The 18233-nt window shown below is 45.8% G+C and carries 14 protein-coding genes; 7 read left to right on the forward strand and 7 right to left on the reverse strand.

Annotated features, from left to right (window positions below; all coding sequences use genetic code 11):
• Positions 1-9: 9 nt before the first annotated feature.
• Entirely contained in the window at positions 10-1197 is a 1188-nt protein-coding gene (locus ACLWBD_RS14390; protein WP_413568679.1) for a lytic transglycosylase domain-containing protein, read from the reverse strand.
• A 31-nt stretch (positions 1198-1228) separates the two neighbouring features.
• Entirely contained in the window at positions 1229-2668 is a 1440-nt protein-coding gene (gene dacB, locus ACLWBD_RS14395) for a D-alanyl-D-alanine carboxypeptidase/D-alanyl-D-alanine-endopeptidase (protein ID WP_413568681.1), read from the reverse strand.
• A 91-nt stretch (positions 2669-2759) separates the two neighbouring features.
• Between dacB and ACLWBD_RS14400 the strand changes: the two genes are divergently transcribed.
• Positions 2760-3692, forward strand: a complete 933-nt coding sequence (locus ACLWBD_RS14400; protein WP_063205060.1) for a signal peptidase II — start codon at positions 2760-2762, stop codon at positions 3690-3692.
• Between the two features lie 36 nt (positions 3693-3728).
• On the opposite strand, the gene ACLWBD_RS14405 is transcribed toward ACLWBD_RS14400, so the two are convergent.
• Entirely contained in the window at positions 3729-5276 is a 1548-nt protein-coding gene (locus ACLWBD_RS14405; protein ID WP_413568683.1) for a methyl-accepting chemotaxis protein, read from the reverse strand.
• 201 nt (positions 5277-5477) lie between these two features.
• Positions 5478-6323: an exonuclease domain-containing protein gene (locus ACLWBD_RS14410; RefSeq protein WP_413568685.1), complete on the reverse strand. Its 846-nt coding sequence runs from the start codon at positions 6321-6323 to the stop codon at positions 5478-5480.
• Between the two features lie 143 nt (positions 6324-6466).
• On the opposite strand from ACLWBD_RS14410, the gene ACLWBD_RS14415 reads away from it, so the two are divergent.
• The gene (locus tag ACLWBD_RS14415) at positions 6467-7114 is read left to right on the forward strand and encodes a TorF family putative porin (RefSeq protein ID WP_253696412.1); all 648 of its coding nucleotides are present in this window, start codon (positions 6467-6469) and stop codon (positions 7112-7114) included.
• On the opposite strand, the gene ACLWBD_RS14420 is transcribed toward ACLWBD_RS14415, so the two are convergent.
• A complete protein-coding gene (locus ACLWBD_RS14420) occupies positions 7086-8048 on the reverse strand; it encodes a flagellar motor protein MotB (protein WP_413568687.1) in 963 nt (320 codons plus the stop codon). The genes ACLWBD_RS14415 and ACLWBD_RS14420 overlap by 29 nt on opposite strands.
• A gap of 97 nt (positions 8049-8145) precedes the next feature.
• The gene (gene motA / locus ACLWBD_RS14425; RefSeq protein WP_081112120.1) at positions 8146-9012 is read right to left on the reverse strand and encodes a flagellar motor stator protein MotA; all 867 of its coding nucleotides are present in this window, start codon (positions 9010-9012) and stop codon (positions 8146-8148) included.
• A gap of 104 nt (positions 9013-9116) precedes the next feature.
• Here motA and ACLWBD_RS14430 point away from each other — a divergent pair, with 104 nt between their 5' ends.
• Complete coding sequence (locus ACLWBD_RS14430; protein WP_413568690.1) at positions 9117-10925, forward strand: protein-disulfide reductase DsbD family protein; 1809 nt, start codon at positions 9117-9119, stop codon at positions 10923-10925.
• A gap of 56 nt (positions 10926-10981) precedes the next feature.
• Here the strand turns inward: ACLWBD_RS14430 and ACLWBD_RS14435 are convergent, their stop codons facing one another.
• Complete coding sequence (locus ACLWBD_RS14435) at positions 10982-11485, reverse strand: hypothetical protein (RefSeq protein ID WP_413568691.1); 504 nt, start codon at positions 11483-11485, stop codon at positions 10982-10984.
• 106 nt (positions 11486-11591) lie between these two features.
• Here ACLWBD_RS14435 and ACLWBD_RS14440 point away from each other — a divergent pair, with 106 nt between their 5' ends.
• The 4 genes from ACLWBD_RS14440 to ACLWBD_RS14455 all read left to right on the forward strand — a co-directional run bounded on the left by ACLWBD_RS14440 (position 11592) and on the right by ACLWBD_RS14455 (position 18209).
• Positions 11592-12641, forward strand: a complete 1050-nt coding sequence (locus ACLWBD_RS14440) for a hypothetical protein (protein WP_063244375.1) — start codon at positions 11592-11594, stop codon at positions 12639-12641.
• On the forward strand, positions 12596-13462 hold the full coding sequence (locus ACLWBD_RS14445; protein WP_063205064.1) for a pseudouridine synthase: 867 nt from the start codon (positions 12596-12598) through the stop codon (positions 13460-13462). Before ACLWBD_RS14440 ends, ACLWBD_RS14445 begins: the two co-directional genes overlap by 46 nt.
• Positions 13463-13465: 3 nt before the next feature.
• Positions 13466-14353 carry an EamA family transporter gene (locus ACLWBD_RS14450; RefSeq protein ID WP_413568693.1) on the forward strand — a complete coding sequence of 296 codons (888 nt, stop codon included), beginning with the start codon at positions 13466-13468 and terminating at the stop codon, positions 14351-14353.
• A 112-nt stretch (positions 14354-14465) separates the two neighbouring features.
• Complete coding sequence (locus ACLWBD_RS14455; RefSeq protein WP_413568695.1) at positions 14466-18209, forward strand: tail fiber domain-containing protein; 3744 nt, start codon at positions 14466-14468, stop codon at positions 18207-18209.
• Positions 18210-18233: the final 24 nt, after the last annotated feature.

Consider the following 18233-nt stretch of genomic DNA (forward strand, 5'->3'; position numbering starts at 1 on the left):
AAAAGTCTCTTAGCGACCTTTCTTATCTTCCATCGCCACTGTACGATCTTTTCTTGCCAACGAAATCAATGCCACATTGTATTTGTCTTTAGGAACTGAAATCACCGTTTGCGCTGGGATTGGATGCCCTTTGCGTGCCTTGTGTGTCAGATGTGGGTTGTAAACCTGTGCCTTAGAATCATCGCCATCAAACCAGCTGACGATTTCTTTGTACTTCACAGACACCGGAAGTTTTAAATCTTGCGCGGGCAATGGTTTCGACCAAACCACAGAACCGTAATACTTGTTGGCGTTTTTTTCCACTTCAAGTGCCGCCAGGAAGCTTGCATAGAAGTTACGTGAAGCAAAACCGAAGCTCTTACGAGAGCGCACATTTTGAATCAACTCCCCCAACTCGCGAGTTTCATAACTCTTTGTCATTTTTAGAACGCCCGTAGGTCCATGGTTGTAACCCGTCACCGCCAAAGGCCATGATTCAAGCATCCCATAGTTTTGACGAAGAAGTTTCGCTGCTAGCTTCGTTGCTTCCAAAGGATGATTTCGTTTATCCACCACCGGAGAAATCATTTTATAAGGACGAGCCGTGTAAGGCATGATTTGCCAGATACCGCTCGCTCCTACTTTTGAGCGCGCCATGATATTGAATGAACTTTCCACGAAAGCCAAACGAGTCAGCTCGACAGGAACTTTGCTGTCTCTGAAGATTTTTTCCATGTCTTCAAGATAGCGGCCGGAATAAAAGATCGCGTCTTGCATGCGGTCTTTTTGACCTAATTGAAAACGCAGACGTTCACCTTCTTCAGGAGTCGCCAAACGAGCCGCGATGATCTTTTTAACTTCATCGACTTTCTTTTGCTTTTCGCGCTCGGTCTTTAAACCTTTAAGGTCGACGATTTCATAAACGGTCTCTACGTTTTCCGCATCATGAATCACGCCTTGTTCCGTCGTGTACTTCGTATAGACGTCGATCCAAAACTGAACCTGTTTTTCCATACCCTTAGGAATCGAGAAGGCCGATTCGTTGTACCCTAAGGCAGCTGATTGATCGGCAAAAATAGGCGCACGCCAAGGACGAATCTCCTCAGGGCTTCTGCCTAATACTTGCGGCACTACTTGCGCAGCAATATCGCCTTGCGCTCCCGCGATTGGAGCAACAGATAAAATCGCGTATAAAATTGAGACACTCAGCTTTTTCATCGAACGTCCACCTTCCTGGTTCTCATTCGGCTTATTTTACTAGATAGATAAGTAAATTATCAAAAAACGCACGAATCTTTGTTTCATCCGTAGACCCGTTATAAACAAACGAAAACGTGACCACCCGACCATCCTCTAATCCCGCGTAACCCGCTAAGGATACGACGTTCGTGAGGAATCCCGTTTTAGCACGCACCCAACGTTCTGCCGCTGAGTTCTTCATTCGCTTTTTGAGCGTGCCATCGACGCCGGCAATGGGCAAGGACGTAAGAAATTCGGGCTGGACTCGGAAATCATCACGCAAGTGGTCTAAAACTTTCCACATGGCAAAAGATGAGATTCTATTTTCACGCGACAGACCCGACGGCGAGTTTATCTTATACTGATCCGCCGGAAGACCGAGACTTTGCAAATGCTCATTGATGACTAGCACCCCGTCCGCCAAAGTCGCACCTTTTGTTTTTTTCGCAACGCCCAAGTTCTTTGTCAGCATTTCCGCCACGTAGTTGTTCGAAAACTTGTTCATGTCAGCAACCATCTGCTCAATCGGTTTGCTTTCCGACTCAGCTAAGACATCTGACTTCTCTGGTGTGACACCGTTCTTCACTTCTCCGGTGAGTTGAATTCCGCGCTGAGCAAGAAATGCTTTCAAATTGTACCCTGCCCAAAGGTCGGGCTGCTGTACGTTTTTGAAAACCACGATCTCTTTCAAGCCCTGTCCGATTGAACCGCCAACGATAATCACATCGCCGGGAAACTTTTTATCATCTTCACGATCAGCCAAAAGATTATTTCCAGATCCGGAAACTGTTTTTGAGCGATTGATCAAACGGATGTATTCGTTTTCGGGATCAATAAAAACTTGCGCATTAGAGCCTACACCATTGGGTCGGACGAAAATATTCACCGAGTTCCAGTTAAAACTCATCGCTCCCACCGGAGCGTCGTACGCGCGATCGACGCGTTCTTTTTGTCGACTGAGGTCGTAACGGACTTTGTCAAAAAGAGTGTCGTCAACGACGATATCACCTTCAATTTTCTTTACGTTATTACGAGTGAAAGCATTGACCAGATACCACATGTTTTCAGAGACGAAAGAAGGATCACCGCCGCCTTTTAGATAGAGATTCCCTTTAAGAACACCGTTTTTTGGTTCTACATTCGATAAAAGCTGCGTTTTAAATTTGTGACCCGGAGGAAAGTGCTCTAGGACGGCCGAAGCCGTGGCGATTTTGGAAATAGACGCCGGGATCATCACCTTCGTACCGTTGGTGTCCAGAAGAACTTTCATTTCCTCCCCTTCACCGACCGTCGCATACATGCCTAAGTCTTTAGCATCCACACCGAACTTTTTTAAAAGGGCCTGATATTCTTTTTGCAGATCCGCGAATTTATCTTTGGATTCGGTCCCCGATGCTTGAGCGTTGGCGAAAACAGAAAAAAACAGAATGGTGGCGATAAGATATTTCAAGTCCAGCTCCCCTCGGGCTTACCCGTCTAGGTATAGTAAAGGCTGAAGTTTTTCTTCGCAAGAACTGGTGTGAATTGTTAGACTGAAGTGCATGAAAAAACGCGAATGGCTTATAGTGATTCTTCCTTTGCTCGCAACCTGGCTCGTGGACCGTGTCACGAAAATCTGGGCGACAGGAATCACACAGCTAAAATCTTTTGGTCCGGTTCACTTTGTTTTGCATCACAATCACGGCGCGATGTTGGGATTGTTTTCAGATTTGCCGTCTGTACTAAGAATCGTGTCTCTTTCTACGGGTGGAGCTTTCCTTCTTTGCACCTATGCTTTGATTCAATACCTTCTGCCGATCAAATCCTTAACTTTGCGAAGCGGTCTTTCTATTCTTATTGGCGGGATCATTGGCAACGTGACCGATCGGATTATCTGGGGTTATGTCGTGGATTTCATTGTCCTGGGCACGCCTTCTCTTTCCAGCCCGGCTTTCAACTTAGCGGATGCATTGCAATGGCTGGGTTATGCGCTGATCGTATATGCGATCATTCGCGAGGGTGAACTTCTGTGGCCCGAAAACAATGTTCGTAAGCAATACTGGGTGAACATGCCATTTCAGTTGAAGTACTGCTTCATTCTGATGGCCGTTGGTCTAAGCCTGACTTTGATTTGCTTGGTGTTTTCGTACACGTATATGCGAGTGACGATTCAAGAGCTGGTGGGGAATAACGCTTTCTTATTGAATAAGTTTCTGGTTCCTTACGTCATCACTTTTATAATTATCTGTATCGCCTTTTGCGCGATATTGTTTGCGGTGGGACGTTTGATCTCTCATCGAATCGCCGGTCCACTCTATGCCTTTGAGCGTTTTTTAAAGACTTCTTTGGAAGGAACATCGTCGCCTCTTAAACTTCGAGCCGGAGATGAGTTTAAACATCTGGAAGAACTGGCCGAACAAATCAATGAGCGGCTAAATCAAATTAAAAAAGAGCGCACCGTCAATGTCATCGAATACAAAGAAGATGAAAACTAAAAAAAAGGGAATCTGTGAAGATTCCCTTTTTCTTTATTAAGCCACATCATTCAAGGGCAGTAAGTCTTCGTTCGTCTTTGCGACCGTTTTTTGTACGGCTGCAGATGGACGGGCCTTCGACGCCTTTACCAGAGGAGGCACCGGCGATGCCGCAACCTTCTGCTCCCCTTTGATTGTTTCTACCAATGTACCAATTACCTGAGTCATGCTATCAGCTTGCGCGGAAAGCTCCTCTGCCGCTGCGGCCGCCTCTTCTGATGTCCCGGCATTGATTTGGGTTACCTGATCTAACTGATTCATTGCTTTGCTAATCTGGGCAATACCATTGCTTTGCTCTGTACTTGCCGCCGCGATCTCATTGTTTAATTGAGTCACCTTCTTCACTGCATTTACGATTTCACTAAGAACAACACCACTGCGTTCAGCTTGCTCACTGCCCACTTCAATACGTTCGACAGAGGCTTTAATAAGATCCGTAATATCTTTGGCTGCCAATGAACTTCTTTGTGCTAAAGTTCTTACCGCTTCCGCCACGACCGCAAAACCTTTACCCTGTTCACCCGCTCGAGCCGCTTCCACGGCCGCATTAAGGGCTAATAGATTTGTTTGGAAGGCAATATCATCAATCACGTTGATGATCTCAGCAATTTTCTTAGAGTCTTGGGAGATGCCCGACATCGAACCTACTAGAGTGCGGATTTCCTGTTCGCCCCGAGTGGCAATGGAACTTGTCTCATTCGACAAAGACGCTGCTTCCGCCGCGTTGTTGGAGTTGACCTTCACCATAGAAGAAAGCTCTTCGATGGTCGCCACTGTTTCCTCTAGCGAAGAGGCTTGTTCAGTGGAAGCCTGCGATAATTGTTCAGAGGAAGATGCGATCTGTTGAGCCGCTCCCGAAACTTGCATGGAAGCGCTTGAAAGATTTTCGATGACAGAATTAATCGCTCTTCCAAGTGAGACCAGGACAAAACCTGCCAAACCTGTCCCTAAAAGAATAGCGAACGCACTCACCAAGATCATCAGCATACGAGCATGATCGTAATTGCTTTGCGCCATTGCGGCTTCTTCTTCCATGCGCTTTTCATTGCGCTCTACCGTCGAATTGATGATTTCTTCACCGAACTTTCTAAGCGGAGCGCCCTTTTTTTGAGTCATCTCTAAAGCAGCCTTATCGTCACCTTTAGTAGAGTGATTTTTTACCTCCGCCGTCGTATTCCACCATGTCAGATAGTTTTCTTTGAATTGCTCCATCTCTTTTTTTCCAGTTTCAGTAGAAATGGCATGCAGAGAATCAATTTTTTTAAGCATTTCTTCATGACGTTTCTGCATCAATCCCCAGGCTGTTTCCATAGCCTCTGGGGAATCTTCTAAAATCAAATTCTTTTCATTCATCATTTGCAGATAGAACAAGGCTTTAATGTCTTTAACTAATGAAACGCGCACGCTTTTTTCTTCGACGATGGATTTTAAAGACAGATTAATGCCTTCCATACGAGTAAGACCAATACCTGCTATAGTTAACGAACCAAAAACAAGAATGGCCATCACAAAGGCCAACTTAAAGTTGAGACTTCTTTTTTTCATTTAGATTTTTCCCCTTAATTACGCACAACACATTTTGCAATTGCATGCAAAACGACGAGGGGATTTTCGGAAGATAAACAAACAACTAAAGTTTATTTTTAAACAATTTTTATTAACACGTTGATGCGTCCACCTAAATAACTTCTCGGAACACTTCGAACAAAAGTTCGATTTCTCCTCTGATAAAACTGCTATGGAATATTAAGCGTAGACGACAGCGACATCATTGATGCGATTTAGGTAATACCGCTTGGCTGTTTTTTCGTTGTGACAAAAGGCTTGCAAGTAATCCCCGTCCGGATTCCTTACAATACCGATAGGAGTGATCCGGCGAACTTCGCCTTTTGCAGAGCCTCCCATGTAAACCATGTCGATATCTCGTTTAGCCAAAATGGCCTCTTTGATAAATTGAAACTTTGGTTCATTCAGCGCAGCTAACGAATAATCACGCCACCAAAGATTCTTCGCTTGGCTTTTGATCACTTCAGCCAGTGTGACATTTTCGTTCATCTTTTGAAAACAAGCTAACGCGACATAAAGACAAGACTTCGCATCATCATAAGCGCGATGTGCCTGGCCGCCATCGATGGTTAAATGCTTCACTAATGTTTGGAGTTTGTGATTTTCAACTCCATGTATCCACTTACGCGAAAGAAGACTTGTGCACAACGCCGGCTCGGAAGGTAACGGCAAATGATTTTTCTCGAAGTCTGCCGCCAAGAATCCCATGTCAAACGGGGCGTGGTGAGCCATCACAATCGTCCCTTTGATAAAGTCATGAATCTCGCGAATTTTTTCTGACATCGGTGGCGCATCGGCGACCATCTCGTTTGTGATGCCGTGAATACCAATGATGAAATCGGTCATTAACTCACGCGGCTTAATTAGAAATTGCAGCCGCCCAATTTCTTCCCCTTTATACCATTTCACCGCGCCGAATTCGACGATGTCATGTCCCACCGGATAAGCTCCGCTGGTCTCGGTATCAAAAGCGACAAAGGTATATTCATTCAAAGGAAGATCTAAATTCATAGGAACAGGCACCATAACACCTTTTTGTGTCAGCGACCAGAGCCAAAAGTCCAGTCCCCGAAATCTCTGGCAGTGAAGTCTTTGTTTTTCGCTCGCGATTAGTTCAGAATGAAAAGCACTTATCTATGCGAAGATACATTGCTTTTATAATTATTCTAATGAGTTCGTGGACAGCTCAAGCCGCCGACGGGACATCGCCGACGTTTGATCTATCTGGTGACATCAACCTGTTATCTCATTACGTAGAAAACGGTTTATCCCAGTCCGATAAATCGCCTGCCTTGCAGGGTTCATTTTGGTTTCACTTTGGCTCTCAATTTCGTTTAGGAATTTGGGGTTCGAATACCAATTTTGAAAATAGTGATGATCACTTTAATTTAAGACTTCTTGGCGACATCAAAGTCTCTTTTTCTCAGAACACAAACCTGATCATCAGCTATGCCCAAAGCCAGTACTATAACGGTGGCGATCGCAATGGAAACATCATTGGTGTGCGTCTGAACTCATTCGATTATCGCATTATGTACAGCAGTTTTAGTAACTGGGAAGGCACTGACGAGAATTCAAAACGCTATGCCTTTGGAAAGTTCTTCAATGTTTTCAATGGTTGGAAGTGGGATAACGAGATTGGTTACAACACTCCCAATGTTGATGAAATTAATCCTTATTTTGATGCACGGACGGGGCTGGGAACAAAGTGGGGAGTGATCTTTTTTGAAGGAGCCCTCACTGGAACCAGTGAAAGCTCCCAATTTAATGGTGCCGGAGATTTCTTCTTTATTCTGTCGGCGTCGACGGAGTTGTAATTCCCGCGGCTTCGTTCAGCTCTTGATCTACTTGTTCTTTCAAGTTTTTCGGAGCTTCTTGTTCTTTTTTACGGTTGCTGATCTGATTCACGAAGTTGTCATACACAGACATATCCACACGTGAAGGACCAAACAAAGTTTCTAGCTTACGCGGTTTACGACCGTCCGAAGTGATTTCTTTCTGCGCGATCTTCACGCGAATGAAACCTACAAGCTTCGCCGGATCGATCTCGCCTCTTTTTTCCTTCACACTGATTCCGCCGGTGACAGACACTGTGTTTGTTTCCAAAGAAGCTAGGATCTTGTTGCGAACAATATCAAATCTTTCTGCCGCCACTTTGTTTGCCGTCATCACGTTGCCATCGGCCACCGCTTGCACAAACAATCCGGACGTTAATTTAATATCTGCGTCTTTCAATCCCGTTGTAATGCCTTTGATCTTATCCATGACTTTGACGAAATTCGAATTTGGAGTCGCCGTGCCTCTTTCAAAAAGCATGTAGTCAGGAATATCAAAGTCATAACCTTCTGGAGTGACTTGCACGTTCTTGGCAACATCATTCATCTGGTCTGCCAAATAAGCCGCCACCACTTTTGTTGAACCCATATCCAAAAGATTTGGAGTTTGATCGGCAGGTTCCATAAAGCTTTGGAATGCCTTCAAAGGTTCATTCAAAATATCCAAGAATAGTTTTTCTAGAGTGATCTCGGCACCGAAGTTCTGGAAATTGTATTCAATCACAGACGGTGTAGAGAAATAATCTGAAACGGCTTTTTTCGTTTCTTCGGATTGACCTAAAAGCCACATCACCAGGAAGAACGCCATGAGGGCCGTCATGAAGTCGGCCAAAGCCACCTTCCAGGAACCGCCGTGATGGCCGCCTCCTGAAACAATGATCTTTTTGATAACAATGGTTTGCTTTTTTTCTGCCATTTCTTATCCAGTTTTCTTGAGGTTCCGTCCTCAGTACTTATTTCTCAATCCGTTCAGCTACGCGGGCTGAAGCCCGCTTCGCCTGCTCGACAGCCGATTACGCTGCCTTCTTAATTTCTTTAGTCGCTTTATCAACTTCGTCGAATGAAGGACGCTCTTCAGGCATGATTGTACGGCGAGCGTACTCAACACACACGATAGGAGGCGCACCTCTTTGCAAAGCAATCATCGCGGCTTTGATACAAGCAAGGTAACGACCTTCTGCTTCGATATCCGCACCCATTTTTGATGCTGTTGGAGCAATCAAACCGTAGGCACAGAAAACCCCTAACATGGTTCCAACCAGGGCGCCGGCAACCAAGGAACCGATCTTTTCAACCCCTTCAGTTAAGTGGGCCATGGTTTTTACGATACCCAGAACGGCGGCAACGATACCCAATCCAGGGAAACCGTCGGCGACTGTTTGCACCGCGTGCGCGGCCATATGTTCTTCGTGGTGAATCGCTTTAATATCGGCATCAAGAAGATCATCCACGTCATACGGAGACATCTCCGCTGACAAAGTGATTTTCATCGTGTCACACAGAAAGTGAACCGCGTGGTGATTGTGCATGAAGCTTGGGTAAGCTTTGAAGATGTCACTCTTCTCTGGTTCCTCGATGTGTTTTTCGATTCCTTGCGGACCTTCTTTTCTGAACGCTTGGAAAAGTTGGAACATCATCTGCAGCAATTCGACATAATCCTGCTTCTGAGGACCTTTTGCCGTCATCGCCTTGATACTCAATTTGATACCAGATTTAATAATTTTCATCGGGTTCGCAATAATATACGCACCGAGTGCGGCTCCCCCGATAATCATCATTTCGATAGGCGCTGCTTTCAAGATAACGGACATGTGACCGCCGGCTATAATGAAGCCCCCGAACACCATCACGAATACGACTATGATACCTACAAATCCCATAAGATATGACCTCTTCAGTTTCTCTATCGGAGACAGTTGTGGTAATATTGAGTCATTGCCGAATAAACTTGCCCATGGTCCGGACTGGGACTAAGAGGAAAAGCATGAAACGCAGCCTGAAGTACATTTTAGCATTCACACTTTTACTTCTGACGAGTCCTTGGTCTTGGGCGCAGCTCAACACCAACGACACCGATCCTCTTCTTGTAGAAACGAAAGTCATTCCTTTTGAGTGGAACCCCGGCCAGGGTGGAACTCTTGAAATAAAAATGAAACTTCCACCGGGTTATCACGCCTACGACGATCAATTCAAAGTCGTTATCTTGGAGCCCGATGGATTTCAGGTGGCGCCACTGAATGTTGCACCCTTAAAAAAATGGTTCGATAAGTTTTCAAAAAAGGAACGCTTGGGAATTGAAAATGAGGCGACTCTGCAAGCGCATATTGAAGCTCCCAACCGGTTCTTGAAAAAACATGACAAGATGAAGCTTGAGCTGACTTATCAAGCTTGCTCTGACCAATTTTGTCTTTTCCCTACAACGAAGTTGATTGAAGTTCCTATCACAGTCACGGTTGTCGAAGGCTCACCGCAAATCGTTGAACAAGAAACCACACCGGCCATGACCTCCCCTTCTTTCTTCGACTCTGGAAGTTTTCAAAAACTTCTGGGCGCCAGCATGTTCACCGGACTTCTGTTTGTTTTCTTAGCGGGTGTTTTCACGAGCTTCACACCTTGTATCTTCCCGATGATTCCGATCACTCTCGCCGTGTTGGGCAATCACGCCAATGAAAGATCTCGCCTGCAAAACTTTATCACTGCGTGTGTTTACGTTTTGGGTATTGCCACGACTTATTCGGTCCTAGGACTTGTGGCTGCATCGACCGGCGGTGTTTTCGGAGCGACCTTAGGAAATCCTTATGTCTTAGCCGTTATCTGCGTGATCTTCCTAGCGATGGCTTTAAGCATGTATGGTCTTTATGAGATTCAAGTGCCGGCGGCGATTCGCAATCGTTTCGGCGCGGGCCAACAGAAAAAAGGTTTGGGTGGTGCTTATCTTACGGGGCTCTTTGCCGGCATCGTGGCCAGCCCTTGCGTAGGTCCTGTACTGGTTGCAATTTTGACTTACGTCGCTTCCACACAAAATAAAGTGATGGGATTTCTTTTCCTGTTTACTTACGCCGTCGGCTTGGGATTGATCTTTATCGCGATGGGAGTGTTCACCGAACTCAGTCGCGCACTGCCTCGCTCGGGTCCATGGATGAATGCTTTTAAGTTCATTCTTGGAACTTTGATGTTGAGTGCTTTCTATTATTACTTAGAACTTCTTCTGCCAGAGCGTTGGTTTGACCTAGCGCTGGGTGTGGGTCTGATTATTCTAGCCAGCGTTTACGGAGCCTTCCTGGCCGCGGATCAAGTGGCTTCGCCTTTGAACAAAATCCGCAAAGGTCTTATGCAAGCTGTGCTTCTGGTCGGCGTGGGTTACATCGCTTTAGCCGCTTTTGAACTTCGTCCTTACATCCGCGGTCGCATCATGGCGAACGACAGCTTAAATCAAATCCAAAAACTTCAGTGGCAAGTTTACTCGGAAGATCTTTTGGCGGAGGCTGCAAAAAACCGAAAACCTGTGATTATCGACTTCTGGGCAGAATGGTGCGCAGCCTGCCACGAACTTGAAGAGCATACGTTTTCAGACGCTCGCGTGCGCGCGATGGGACAAAATTTTGTCTTCTTAAAGTTTGATGCAACAAAAGATTCAGACAAGCTTCGCGAACTAAAAAAGAAATATGGGATTCAAGGACTGCCGACCGTGATCTTTATTAATCCTAACGGCGTTTGGATTGATGCCCTTACACTGACGATGTTTGAAAAAGCTGATGCCTTCTTAAAGCGCATGGAAAAGGCAGCACAATAAAAAAAAGCCGGTGTAAAAACCGGCTTTTTTTATTTTGGGCAAGCTGTTCGTTTCTTTTACAGACGTTTCAAACGCGCGATTTCCATTTTGGCTTCATTCAAAGCCGCTTGTGACGAAATCATCTGCGCTTCTTTTTCCGCCAAAAGTTTTTGCAAGTGGTTCATGCGAACTTCAAAACTTTTGATCACGTTGTTGTGGCGATCGACCATCTCTTGAACTTTCAGATCCAGGCTTTTGCGCTCGTTCACACGTTGCGCTAGCTGCGTGATCTTCTGACCAGCCTCGGTAGCAAGCCCATTGTGGCTTTGCTCGAGACGACCCAAAAGCTGACTTTGTTTTTCAAATTTGATGTTGGAAGATTTAATCAATTCATTCACCGTCGCCACCACCTTGTTCAGCTGGTCTGCCAAGGCTTGATTCTGAGCTTTCAGCTCGAAAATCTGACGATCTGTGTTCAAATAGTTGTTTCCTACTGTGCCCATATTCGTAGGAATTTCCATTGTAGGACTCTTGGCGACTTTCTTTTCCCCAAATAGTTCCGGATTTAGTTCTTTCTGCATAAGACGCCCCTCCTAGGACTTCAAAAAAATCTACGTCTTCTATCATATTTTTTCTGGACTAAAATTTCAAATGTTCATACTTTATGCGCGAAGGGGGAACCGCATTTTGCTTAAGGTTGGACAACTTTTAAAATTCGTATCTGATCTAAATCCGCAAAATACGCCCACGCGTCTGTCATTCTTCAATTTTTTGCGTGGTTTTCCTCATCCAGACGACGTTTTAACCCCAGAATTGATCGAAATGTTTTTTAACTACTGCATGGATTACCCGCACTGGGCGTCCAATAAGCAGCAGTTGGGTCACGAAGTTCAGTTTTTGTTAGAGAATTTCAATAGCTTCTACCAGCAGAAGTTTGACTTGAGTCCAATCCGTTTCCCGCAAAACATGCAGTTGATCGAAATCGAGCATTTCCATGACTTGATTGACGCGGTTGGCACTTACGTTAAGACGCTTTGCGGCGAAAATGACAAGTTCCGCGTTCTTCCAGATCAGAACAAACGCGTGATCGTGATTCTTCTTCGCGAAGATAAATCTTTAGAAGTTCGTAGCTTCGATCGCAAATTCACACTTCGCAATGGTCAGCTGGAGCCTCTTCGTAAAGATCTGGTTCTTTACTACAACTCCGAATTGGAGTTGAGCAGCCAGCACACCCACAAAATTGAAGTGGCTCCTTACATCACAGCACAGTTCCGTGTGATGGGCGAAAAGGTCACAGGTTCTTTGCTTCGCGGGTATGTTTTTCAAAAACTTCAAGAAATGAAAAGCGAGCCTCTGGCTGAACAGACACGCGTTTTGTTCCCGATTAAGCGTTTAGAGCAATTCTTTGTCGATCGCCGAACGGATCCTTACTATCAAGATTTGGTCAGCCAACTTGAACGAACTTGTGCTTTAATCCAACAGGGTGATTCTGAGGCGCTAAAATGGTCTTCGATCGTCTTAAATAAAGCCGAAACCGCTCTCGATAATATCTTTATGGGAGACAAGCTCATGACTCTTCTAGTACGTGACCTCCGTCACGCCATCGGAGAGTACGGCCGTAAGAATATCTCCTCTTCTGACCTCACTGGTGGTATATTGTCTTCACAACAATTACCCGAGGCCGATGAAGAATGTCTGAAAATAACTCCGCTCAAAGAGTTCGACTTAATAAACTAATAGCTGATTCAGGATTAGCATCCCGTCGTCATGCCGACCGCATGATCGAAGAGGGGCAAGTCACAGTAAACGGAAAACGCGTTTACGAGTTGGGCATCAAAGTTGATCCTACTGCAGACCGCATCATGATTGACGGTAAACCTCTTCGCAAACCGTTGTCGCAAAAGTACTATCTTGTCTTCAACAAACCTAAAGGTGTCTTAACGACAATGGATGATCCTCATGGTCGCCCGACAGTGGCGGACTATTTGGGTGAAGTGCCCGCACGTGTATTCCCTGTGGGTCGTCTGGACTGGGACTCTGAAGGCATGCTTCTTCTGACGAACGATGGGGATTTTGCTAACAAAGTCATGCATCCGAAAGCGGAAGTTACAAAAACTTATCTAGTCAAATTAGATGGGCAGCCGCAACCTCACCAAATCGAAAAGCTTAAAAAAGGTGTTTCGATTGTGGGCGGTCGCGTGTCGGCTCGTCATATTGAAAAAATCAAAAAATCCGGCGACAACAAATCTGATAAATACGAGTGGTACAAAATCGTGATCACTGAAGGTAAAAACCGTCAGATTCGTCAGATGTTTGCTAAAGTCGGATTCGATGTTTTGAAACTTCAGCGTGTGGCGATTGGTCGCTTGCGTATGGGGGCTTTGAAAGCTGGCGAACTTATTTTCTTAAACGAAGTGGCTGTAGAGCGCGTCTTCTTGGCGGATGATCCGGAAGAAGTAAAACAAAAGCGCACCTACAAAGGCCGCACGGCTTCTGTTAAAAAGACGGCCAAACCCGCTTCGCGTATCCGTGTGAAAAAAGAATCTAAAGGCAAATAGTCCATGTCTTCCATAAACCCACGCTTAAGAGGCACGATTGAGATCTCTATTGCCAGCGTGGGTTTTGGATTTTTAGGTATCTTCGGTAAGTGGGCTTTTGCTTCCGGTCTTTCGGTCGGCGAATTTCTTTCTTACCGATTTACTTTAGCCGCCCTTCTGATTTGGATCTTCCTTCTTTTATTTAAACCTCAGTGGATCAAACTTACTCGTCGTCAGACGATGATTGCCGCTCTTTTAGGGGTTTTCGGTTACGCTTTATTCTCGACTCTTTATTTTGAAGCCATCGATGGCTTGAGTGTCACACTCGCAGCTTTATTGCTATACACCTATCCGTTTTGGGTGAATGTGTTTTCTCACTTTTTCACTCACGATAAAATTTCAAAAAAGGAAGCGCTCTGCCTGGTAGGAGCTTCTTTGGGATTGGTGCTTTTACTTTGGGGTCATATTGAGGTTCGTAACATCTGGGCGATTGCCGCAGGATTAGGTTCGGCCATCAGTTACGCGATCTACGTGATGTTATCTGGACGATTGCAACAGGGTGTGCGACCGATTTCCTCAAGTCTTTATGTGATCACCTTTGGTGCGATCACGCTGTCATTATTTCACCGCACGGATTATTCGCACGTACAAAGTCTGACAAGCTTTCAGGCCAGCTGCATTTTTGGTATTGCGGTTATCTGCACGATCTTGCCTTTGACCTTAGAACTCGCGGCCCTTCAAAAATTGCGCAGCAAAGAAGTCGCGCTGCTGATGATGATTGAACCTCTGACCGCAGCTATTATGGGCGCGATGATCTTTCACGAAAGCCTTAGTCTTCGTCAACTTTCTGGGGCTCTTTTAATCGCCGGTTCTTTAGTCATCAATACTTTTAGCAAGCAAGACTCACCTTAGGCCCTTCAGAAAATCTTTAACAGCCGTTTCAATCTGAGACGAAATACTTATAGTGACGCAATATCACGTCTTTTCTCTTACAAAATGCTGTTAAGAATCCGATAAGAAAGATATGAGATCCGGAACGTCCATCACATTCATTCTCATGATTTTCTTTGTTTTTTCGGCCCACTCTTCGCCGAGAACCTTCACGTATCAAGGACGTATTCTTAAATCCGACGGAACTCCTCTTGAATACAATAATGTTAGCTTTGCCTTTGAAATTACAAACGCCTCTGGAAATTGCGTTATCTATAAAGAGCAAAGGAACAATATCAATATGCAAGGTTCCGGTGGGGTTTTTGATGTTCCCATCGGCTCGGGAGTAAAACTTTATCCAACGACTGCCGGTTATGATTTAAGAACTGCTTTTAACAATGCGGTTTCTCATAATTGTGAAGGCGGATCGACATATCTTCCACAAGAAGATGACATTCGTATCCTACGCGTGCAGTTTCATGATGGAGTCGGCTGGAAAGCGATCACTCCGAATAATGAAATTCGCGCGGTGCCATTTGCTTCCTTTGCAACATCAGCCTCTAAATTGGGCGATAAAATCGCCGATGATTTCGTTTTAAAAACATCCGTCGGTGCGTGCGCCCTGGGACAGTATCTGACTTATGATGGCACCAACTTTTCTTGTCAAAACGATGCCGGTGGCGCGGGTATGGTTAGCGATGTGAATGTGACAGCTCCGCTGACAAAAGGTGGAACGGCTTCTATTCCAAGTATTGGCATTTCTGTAGGCACAACCGCGGGAACTGTCGCTGCGGGAAATGATGCGCGCTTTTTGAATGCCGAACGCCTGCGGGGAGTGAATGTGTCGTCAACACTTCCGTCCTCAGGTGGACAAGTTCTTCAATATGACGGCAGTCAATGGGAGCCTGCAGTTTTAGGAATTTCGAGTATCACGGGATTGCAAACTGCTTTAAATGACAAAGTCGCCGTCACAATGTTTCCAACGTCTTGTTCGGCGGGACAGTCTTTGGTGTTCGTCACACCGGCAAATAAATTTGATTGCTACAATATTCAAATCTCTGAATCGCAAATAACAGGAACGTTTTCTGGCGCAAAAATTTCTGGAAATATCATCGGAAACGCGGCGGGTTTCACAGGGAATTTGAGTGGTGATGTCACAGGAGCCCAAGCCGCAACGGTGGTGGGAAAAATTCAAGGCATCGACATTGATACGACAGCGCCGACGGCAGGTCAGGTTTTAAAATTTGTCGGTGGCAAGTGGACTCCCGCTGCCGATATCGGGACATCTAATGCCGTTACCAATGGCGGCAACGCCACGAATATTAAGGTCGACACCAATGCCAATCGGCCCGTGACAGGCGCCGTCGGTGACATTTACATCGCATCAGATATCAATACCACTTTCGTGGGTTCCGGCGCCGGTTGGAATACTGTCGGTACATCCAACTTAGCTTTTACTTCAGGAACTCTGCCTATCGCACGCGGTGGTACAAATAGTACGACAGCTTTGACGAACAATCGTGTGATGATGTCGTCAGGTGGTGCGATTATTGAAGCCCCTGCTTTAACTGATGGACAGCTTCTAGTGGGTCGAACTGGAAATTCTCCGGTCGCCGCGAATCTTGTCGCTGGCACTGGCGTGACAGTGACGAATGCGGCGGGTTCAATCACTATTTCTGCAAATGGAGGACTGGCTCCAGGCGGAACTGCTGGTGGAGACCTCAGTGGCACTTATCCAAATCCGACAGTGGCAAAAATCCAAGGAACTTCCGTCTCAGCGACGGCCCCTTCAGGAATGGGGCAAGTCTTACGTTACAATGGGACCGATTATGCCGCGAATTTTTTAAGTCTTGCGGATATTCGTTCGACGGTAACACCAGCAAATACTATTTTTCCTTCTTCACCTTGTGCAGCAGATAAGACTCTGAACTGGTCGGTCCTTACAGATACATTCACCTGTCAGAATATTGGAATCACAGATTCGCAAATCACCTATGCGTCTAAATCCGCGAAAACTTTTTTGGCAGCTCCTACAGGGGCTGCGGGTGCCCCAACATTTAGAACTTTAGCTTCCACAGATTTACCAACAAGCGGAGTGAGTGCCGGGACTTACACTTCAGTGACTGTCGATACTTATGGTCGAGTGACCTCTGCTTCCAATCCTACAACAGCTTCTGGATATGGCATCACAGACACCTTCGTTCAGAATGGAAATTCATTCGCGGCGGGAGCAGTCTTAGGAACAAACAATGCTCAACCTTTGAGTTTTGAAACCAATGGCGCAACTCGCATGAACATTTTAGCGACGGGAAATGTCGGTGTGAATGTTACCACTCCCCTTGCGCCCTTGCATGTCGATGGCATCTTCATGGCCGGTGAAAATAGTGAACGCGCTATTTCTTTAGAGCCTGATGTGAGTTCGGGATTAACTGGGGCTGCTTCTGCGGCCCAGATCCGAATTTCTGATCCTAACTTTGATGAAGCCACAGCGGGATCCACCTTCCTTACTCACGAGTCAGATGGGGCCACGGTTTTAGGGAACACTCGAAGTAATGGGGGACTCTCTAGCGTCAAGTTTGTGACGACACCCAACGCGGGTTCTCCGACAGAAAGAATGCGCATTCACTCGGATGGTTCTGTCAGTGTGGGCTCAACAGCCGCTCCGGTATTTATGACCGTGAACGCCGGTGGAACTGTCGCTCCTTATGTTCCAGCAACAGATCGCTTGGCCGTCATCGGTAATGCCAACACCGTCATTCAAGTAACGAGTCCCAATACGGCGGCGGGTGGCATTTACTTCTCGGATCCTGAGGATCGCGATCCAGGCGGAATTGCTTATTCACATCTTTCAAATGCCATGTCGTTCAGAGTGAATGATGCCACAAGCATGTACATTGATTCCACCGGCAACGTCGGGCTTGGTACAACAAGCCCCGCTTTCAAATTGGAAGTCAAAGGTGGAAATACACAGATAACTTCTAATACCACGATGGCTAATACTGGAGCCGTCGGCGGACTTCGTATTTTCAACTCGCAGTCTTCTAATGCCGCCGACTATATCAACATCGGATGGATCGGTGAAAACAAATACGGAATTCAATCCGCAGATGAACTGACCAATCGTGATCTCTTTCTGAATCCCTACGGTGGAAAAGTCGGCATTAACACGACGTCTTCAAGCCATGCGTTGACCGTCGCGGGACAAGCTTATGTCACTGATGGCGCCGGCTTTGTAGAAATTCTTTCTCGCGCAGATTCTGCACTTAATGTCACTAATGACAATGGATCTAAGCGTGGGTTCACTGTTCATCACAACGCGACCACCCTGCTATCGCAGTTCTATTATTGTCCCGGTGGCGCCTGTACCTCGAAGATGACTTTTGATTACAACGGCAATATGTGGATAGCTGGAACTTTAACTCAGGCTTCGGACCTGCGACTGAAAACCAATATCGCACCTCTAGAAAATAGCTTGGATAAAATTCTTTCTTTGGAAGGCGTCAGTTATGACTGGAAAAATCCTGAAGGTCGAGGCCATCAGATCGGTCTTATCGCTCAAGATGTCGAAAAGGTTTTTCCCGAGGCGGTAGAAACCAATAAAGAAGGCTGGAAGGCCGTTGCTTATCAAAACTTAGTGGCTCCTTTGATTAATGCTATCAAAGAACTTCATACCTTGGTTATGACTCAAAATGGGAATCAAGATCGCGCTATTGCGTCCTTGCAAGAGTCTAACGAAGTTCTGAAAGCAGAAGTTCAAAACCTTTCAGAACAGAATCGTCTGCTGAAGGACGCCCTGTGTGAATCTCATCCTCAGTCTAAGATCTGTCAAAAAAAGTAAAAAGCTTTGCTTCACAGAAGCAAC

Source organism: Bdellovibrio sp. HCB117 (genome assembly GCF_047305915.1).
In the GTDB taxonomy this organism is placed as follows: Bacteria; Bdellovibrionota; Bdellovibrionia; order Bdellovibrionales; family Bdellovibrionaceae; genus Bdellovibrio; species Bdellovibrio bacteriovorus_B.

Excerpts from the sequence above, each read along its gene's own strand:
- ACLWBD_RS14410 (WP_413568685.1), bottom strand. The coding sequence starts at position 6,323 with ATGGTGCCTGTTCCTATGAATTTAGATCTTCCTTTGAATGAATATACC.
- ACLWBD_RS14435 (WP_413568691.1), bottom strand. The coding sequence starts at position 11,485 with ATGCAGAAAGAACTAAATCCGGAACTATTTGGGGAAAAGAAAGTCGCC.
- ACLWBD_RS14400 (WP_063205060.1), top strand. The coding sequence starts at position 2,760 with ATGAAAAAACGCGAATGGCTTATAGTGATTCTTCCTTTGCTCGCAACC.
- ACLWBD_RS14430 (WP_413568690.1), top strand. The coding sequence starts at position 9,117 with ATGAAACGCAGCCTGAAGTACATTTTAGCATTCACACTTTTACTTCTG.
- ACLWBD_RS14405 (WP_413568683.1), bottom strand. The coding sequence starts at position 5,276 with ATGAAAAAAAGAAGTCTCAACTTTAAGTTGGCCTTTGTGATGGCCATT.
- motA (WP_081112120.1), bottom strand. The coding sequence starts at position 9,012 with ATGGGATTTGTAGGTATCATAGTCGTATTCGTGATGGTGTTCGGGGGC.
- ACLWBD_RS14455 (WP_413568695.1), top strand. The coding sequence starts at position 14,466 with ATGAGATCCGGAACGTCCATCACATTCATTCTCATGATTTTCTTTGTT.
- ACLWBD_RS14420 (WP_413568687.1), bottom strand. The coding sequence starts at position 8,048 with ATGGCAGAAAAAAAGCAAACCATTGTTATCAAAAAGATCATTGTTTCA.
- ACLWBD_RS14450 (WP_413568693.1), top strand. The coding sequence starts at position 13,466 with ATGTCTTCCATAAACCCACGCTTAAGAGGCACGATTGAGATCTCTATT.
- ACLWBD_RS14390 (WP_413568679.1), bottom strand. The coding sequence starts at position 1,197 with ATGAAAAAGCTGAGTGTCTCAATTTTATACGCGATTTTATCTGTTGCT.
- ACLWBD_RS14445 (WP_063205064.1), top strand. The coding sequence starts at position 12,596 with ATGTCTGAAAATAACTCCGCTCAAAGAGTTCGACTTAATAAACTAATA.
- ACLWBD_RS14415 (WP_253696412.1), top strand. The coding sequence starts at position 6,467 with ATGAGTTCGTGGACAGCTCAAGCCGCCGACGGGACATCGCCGACGTTT.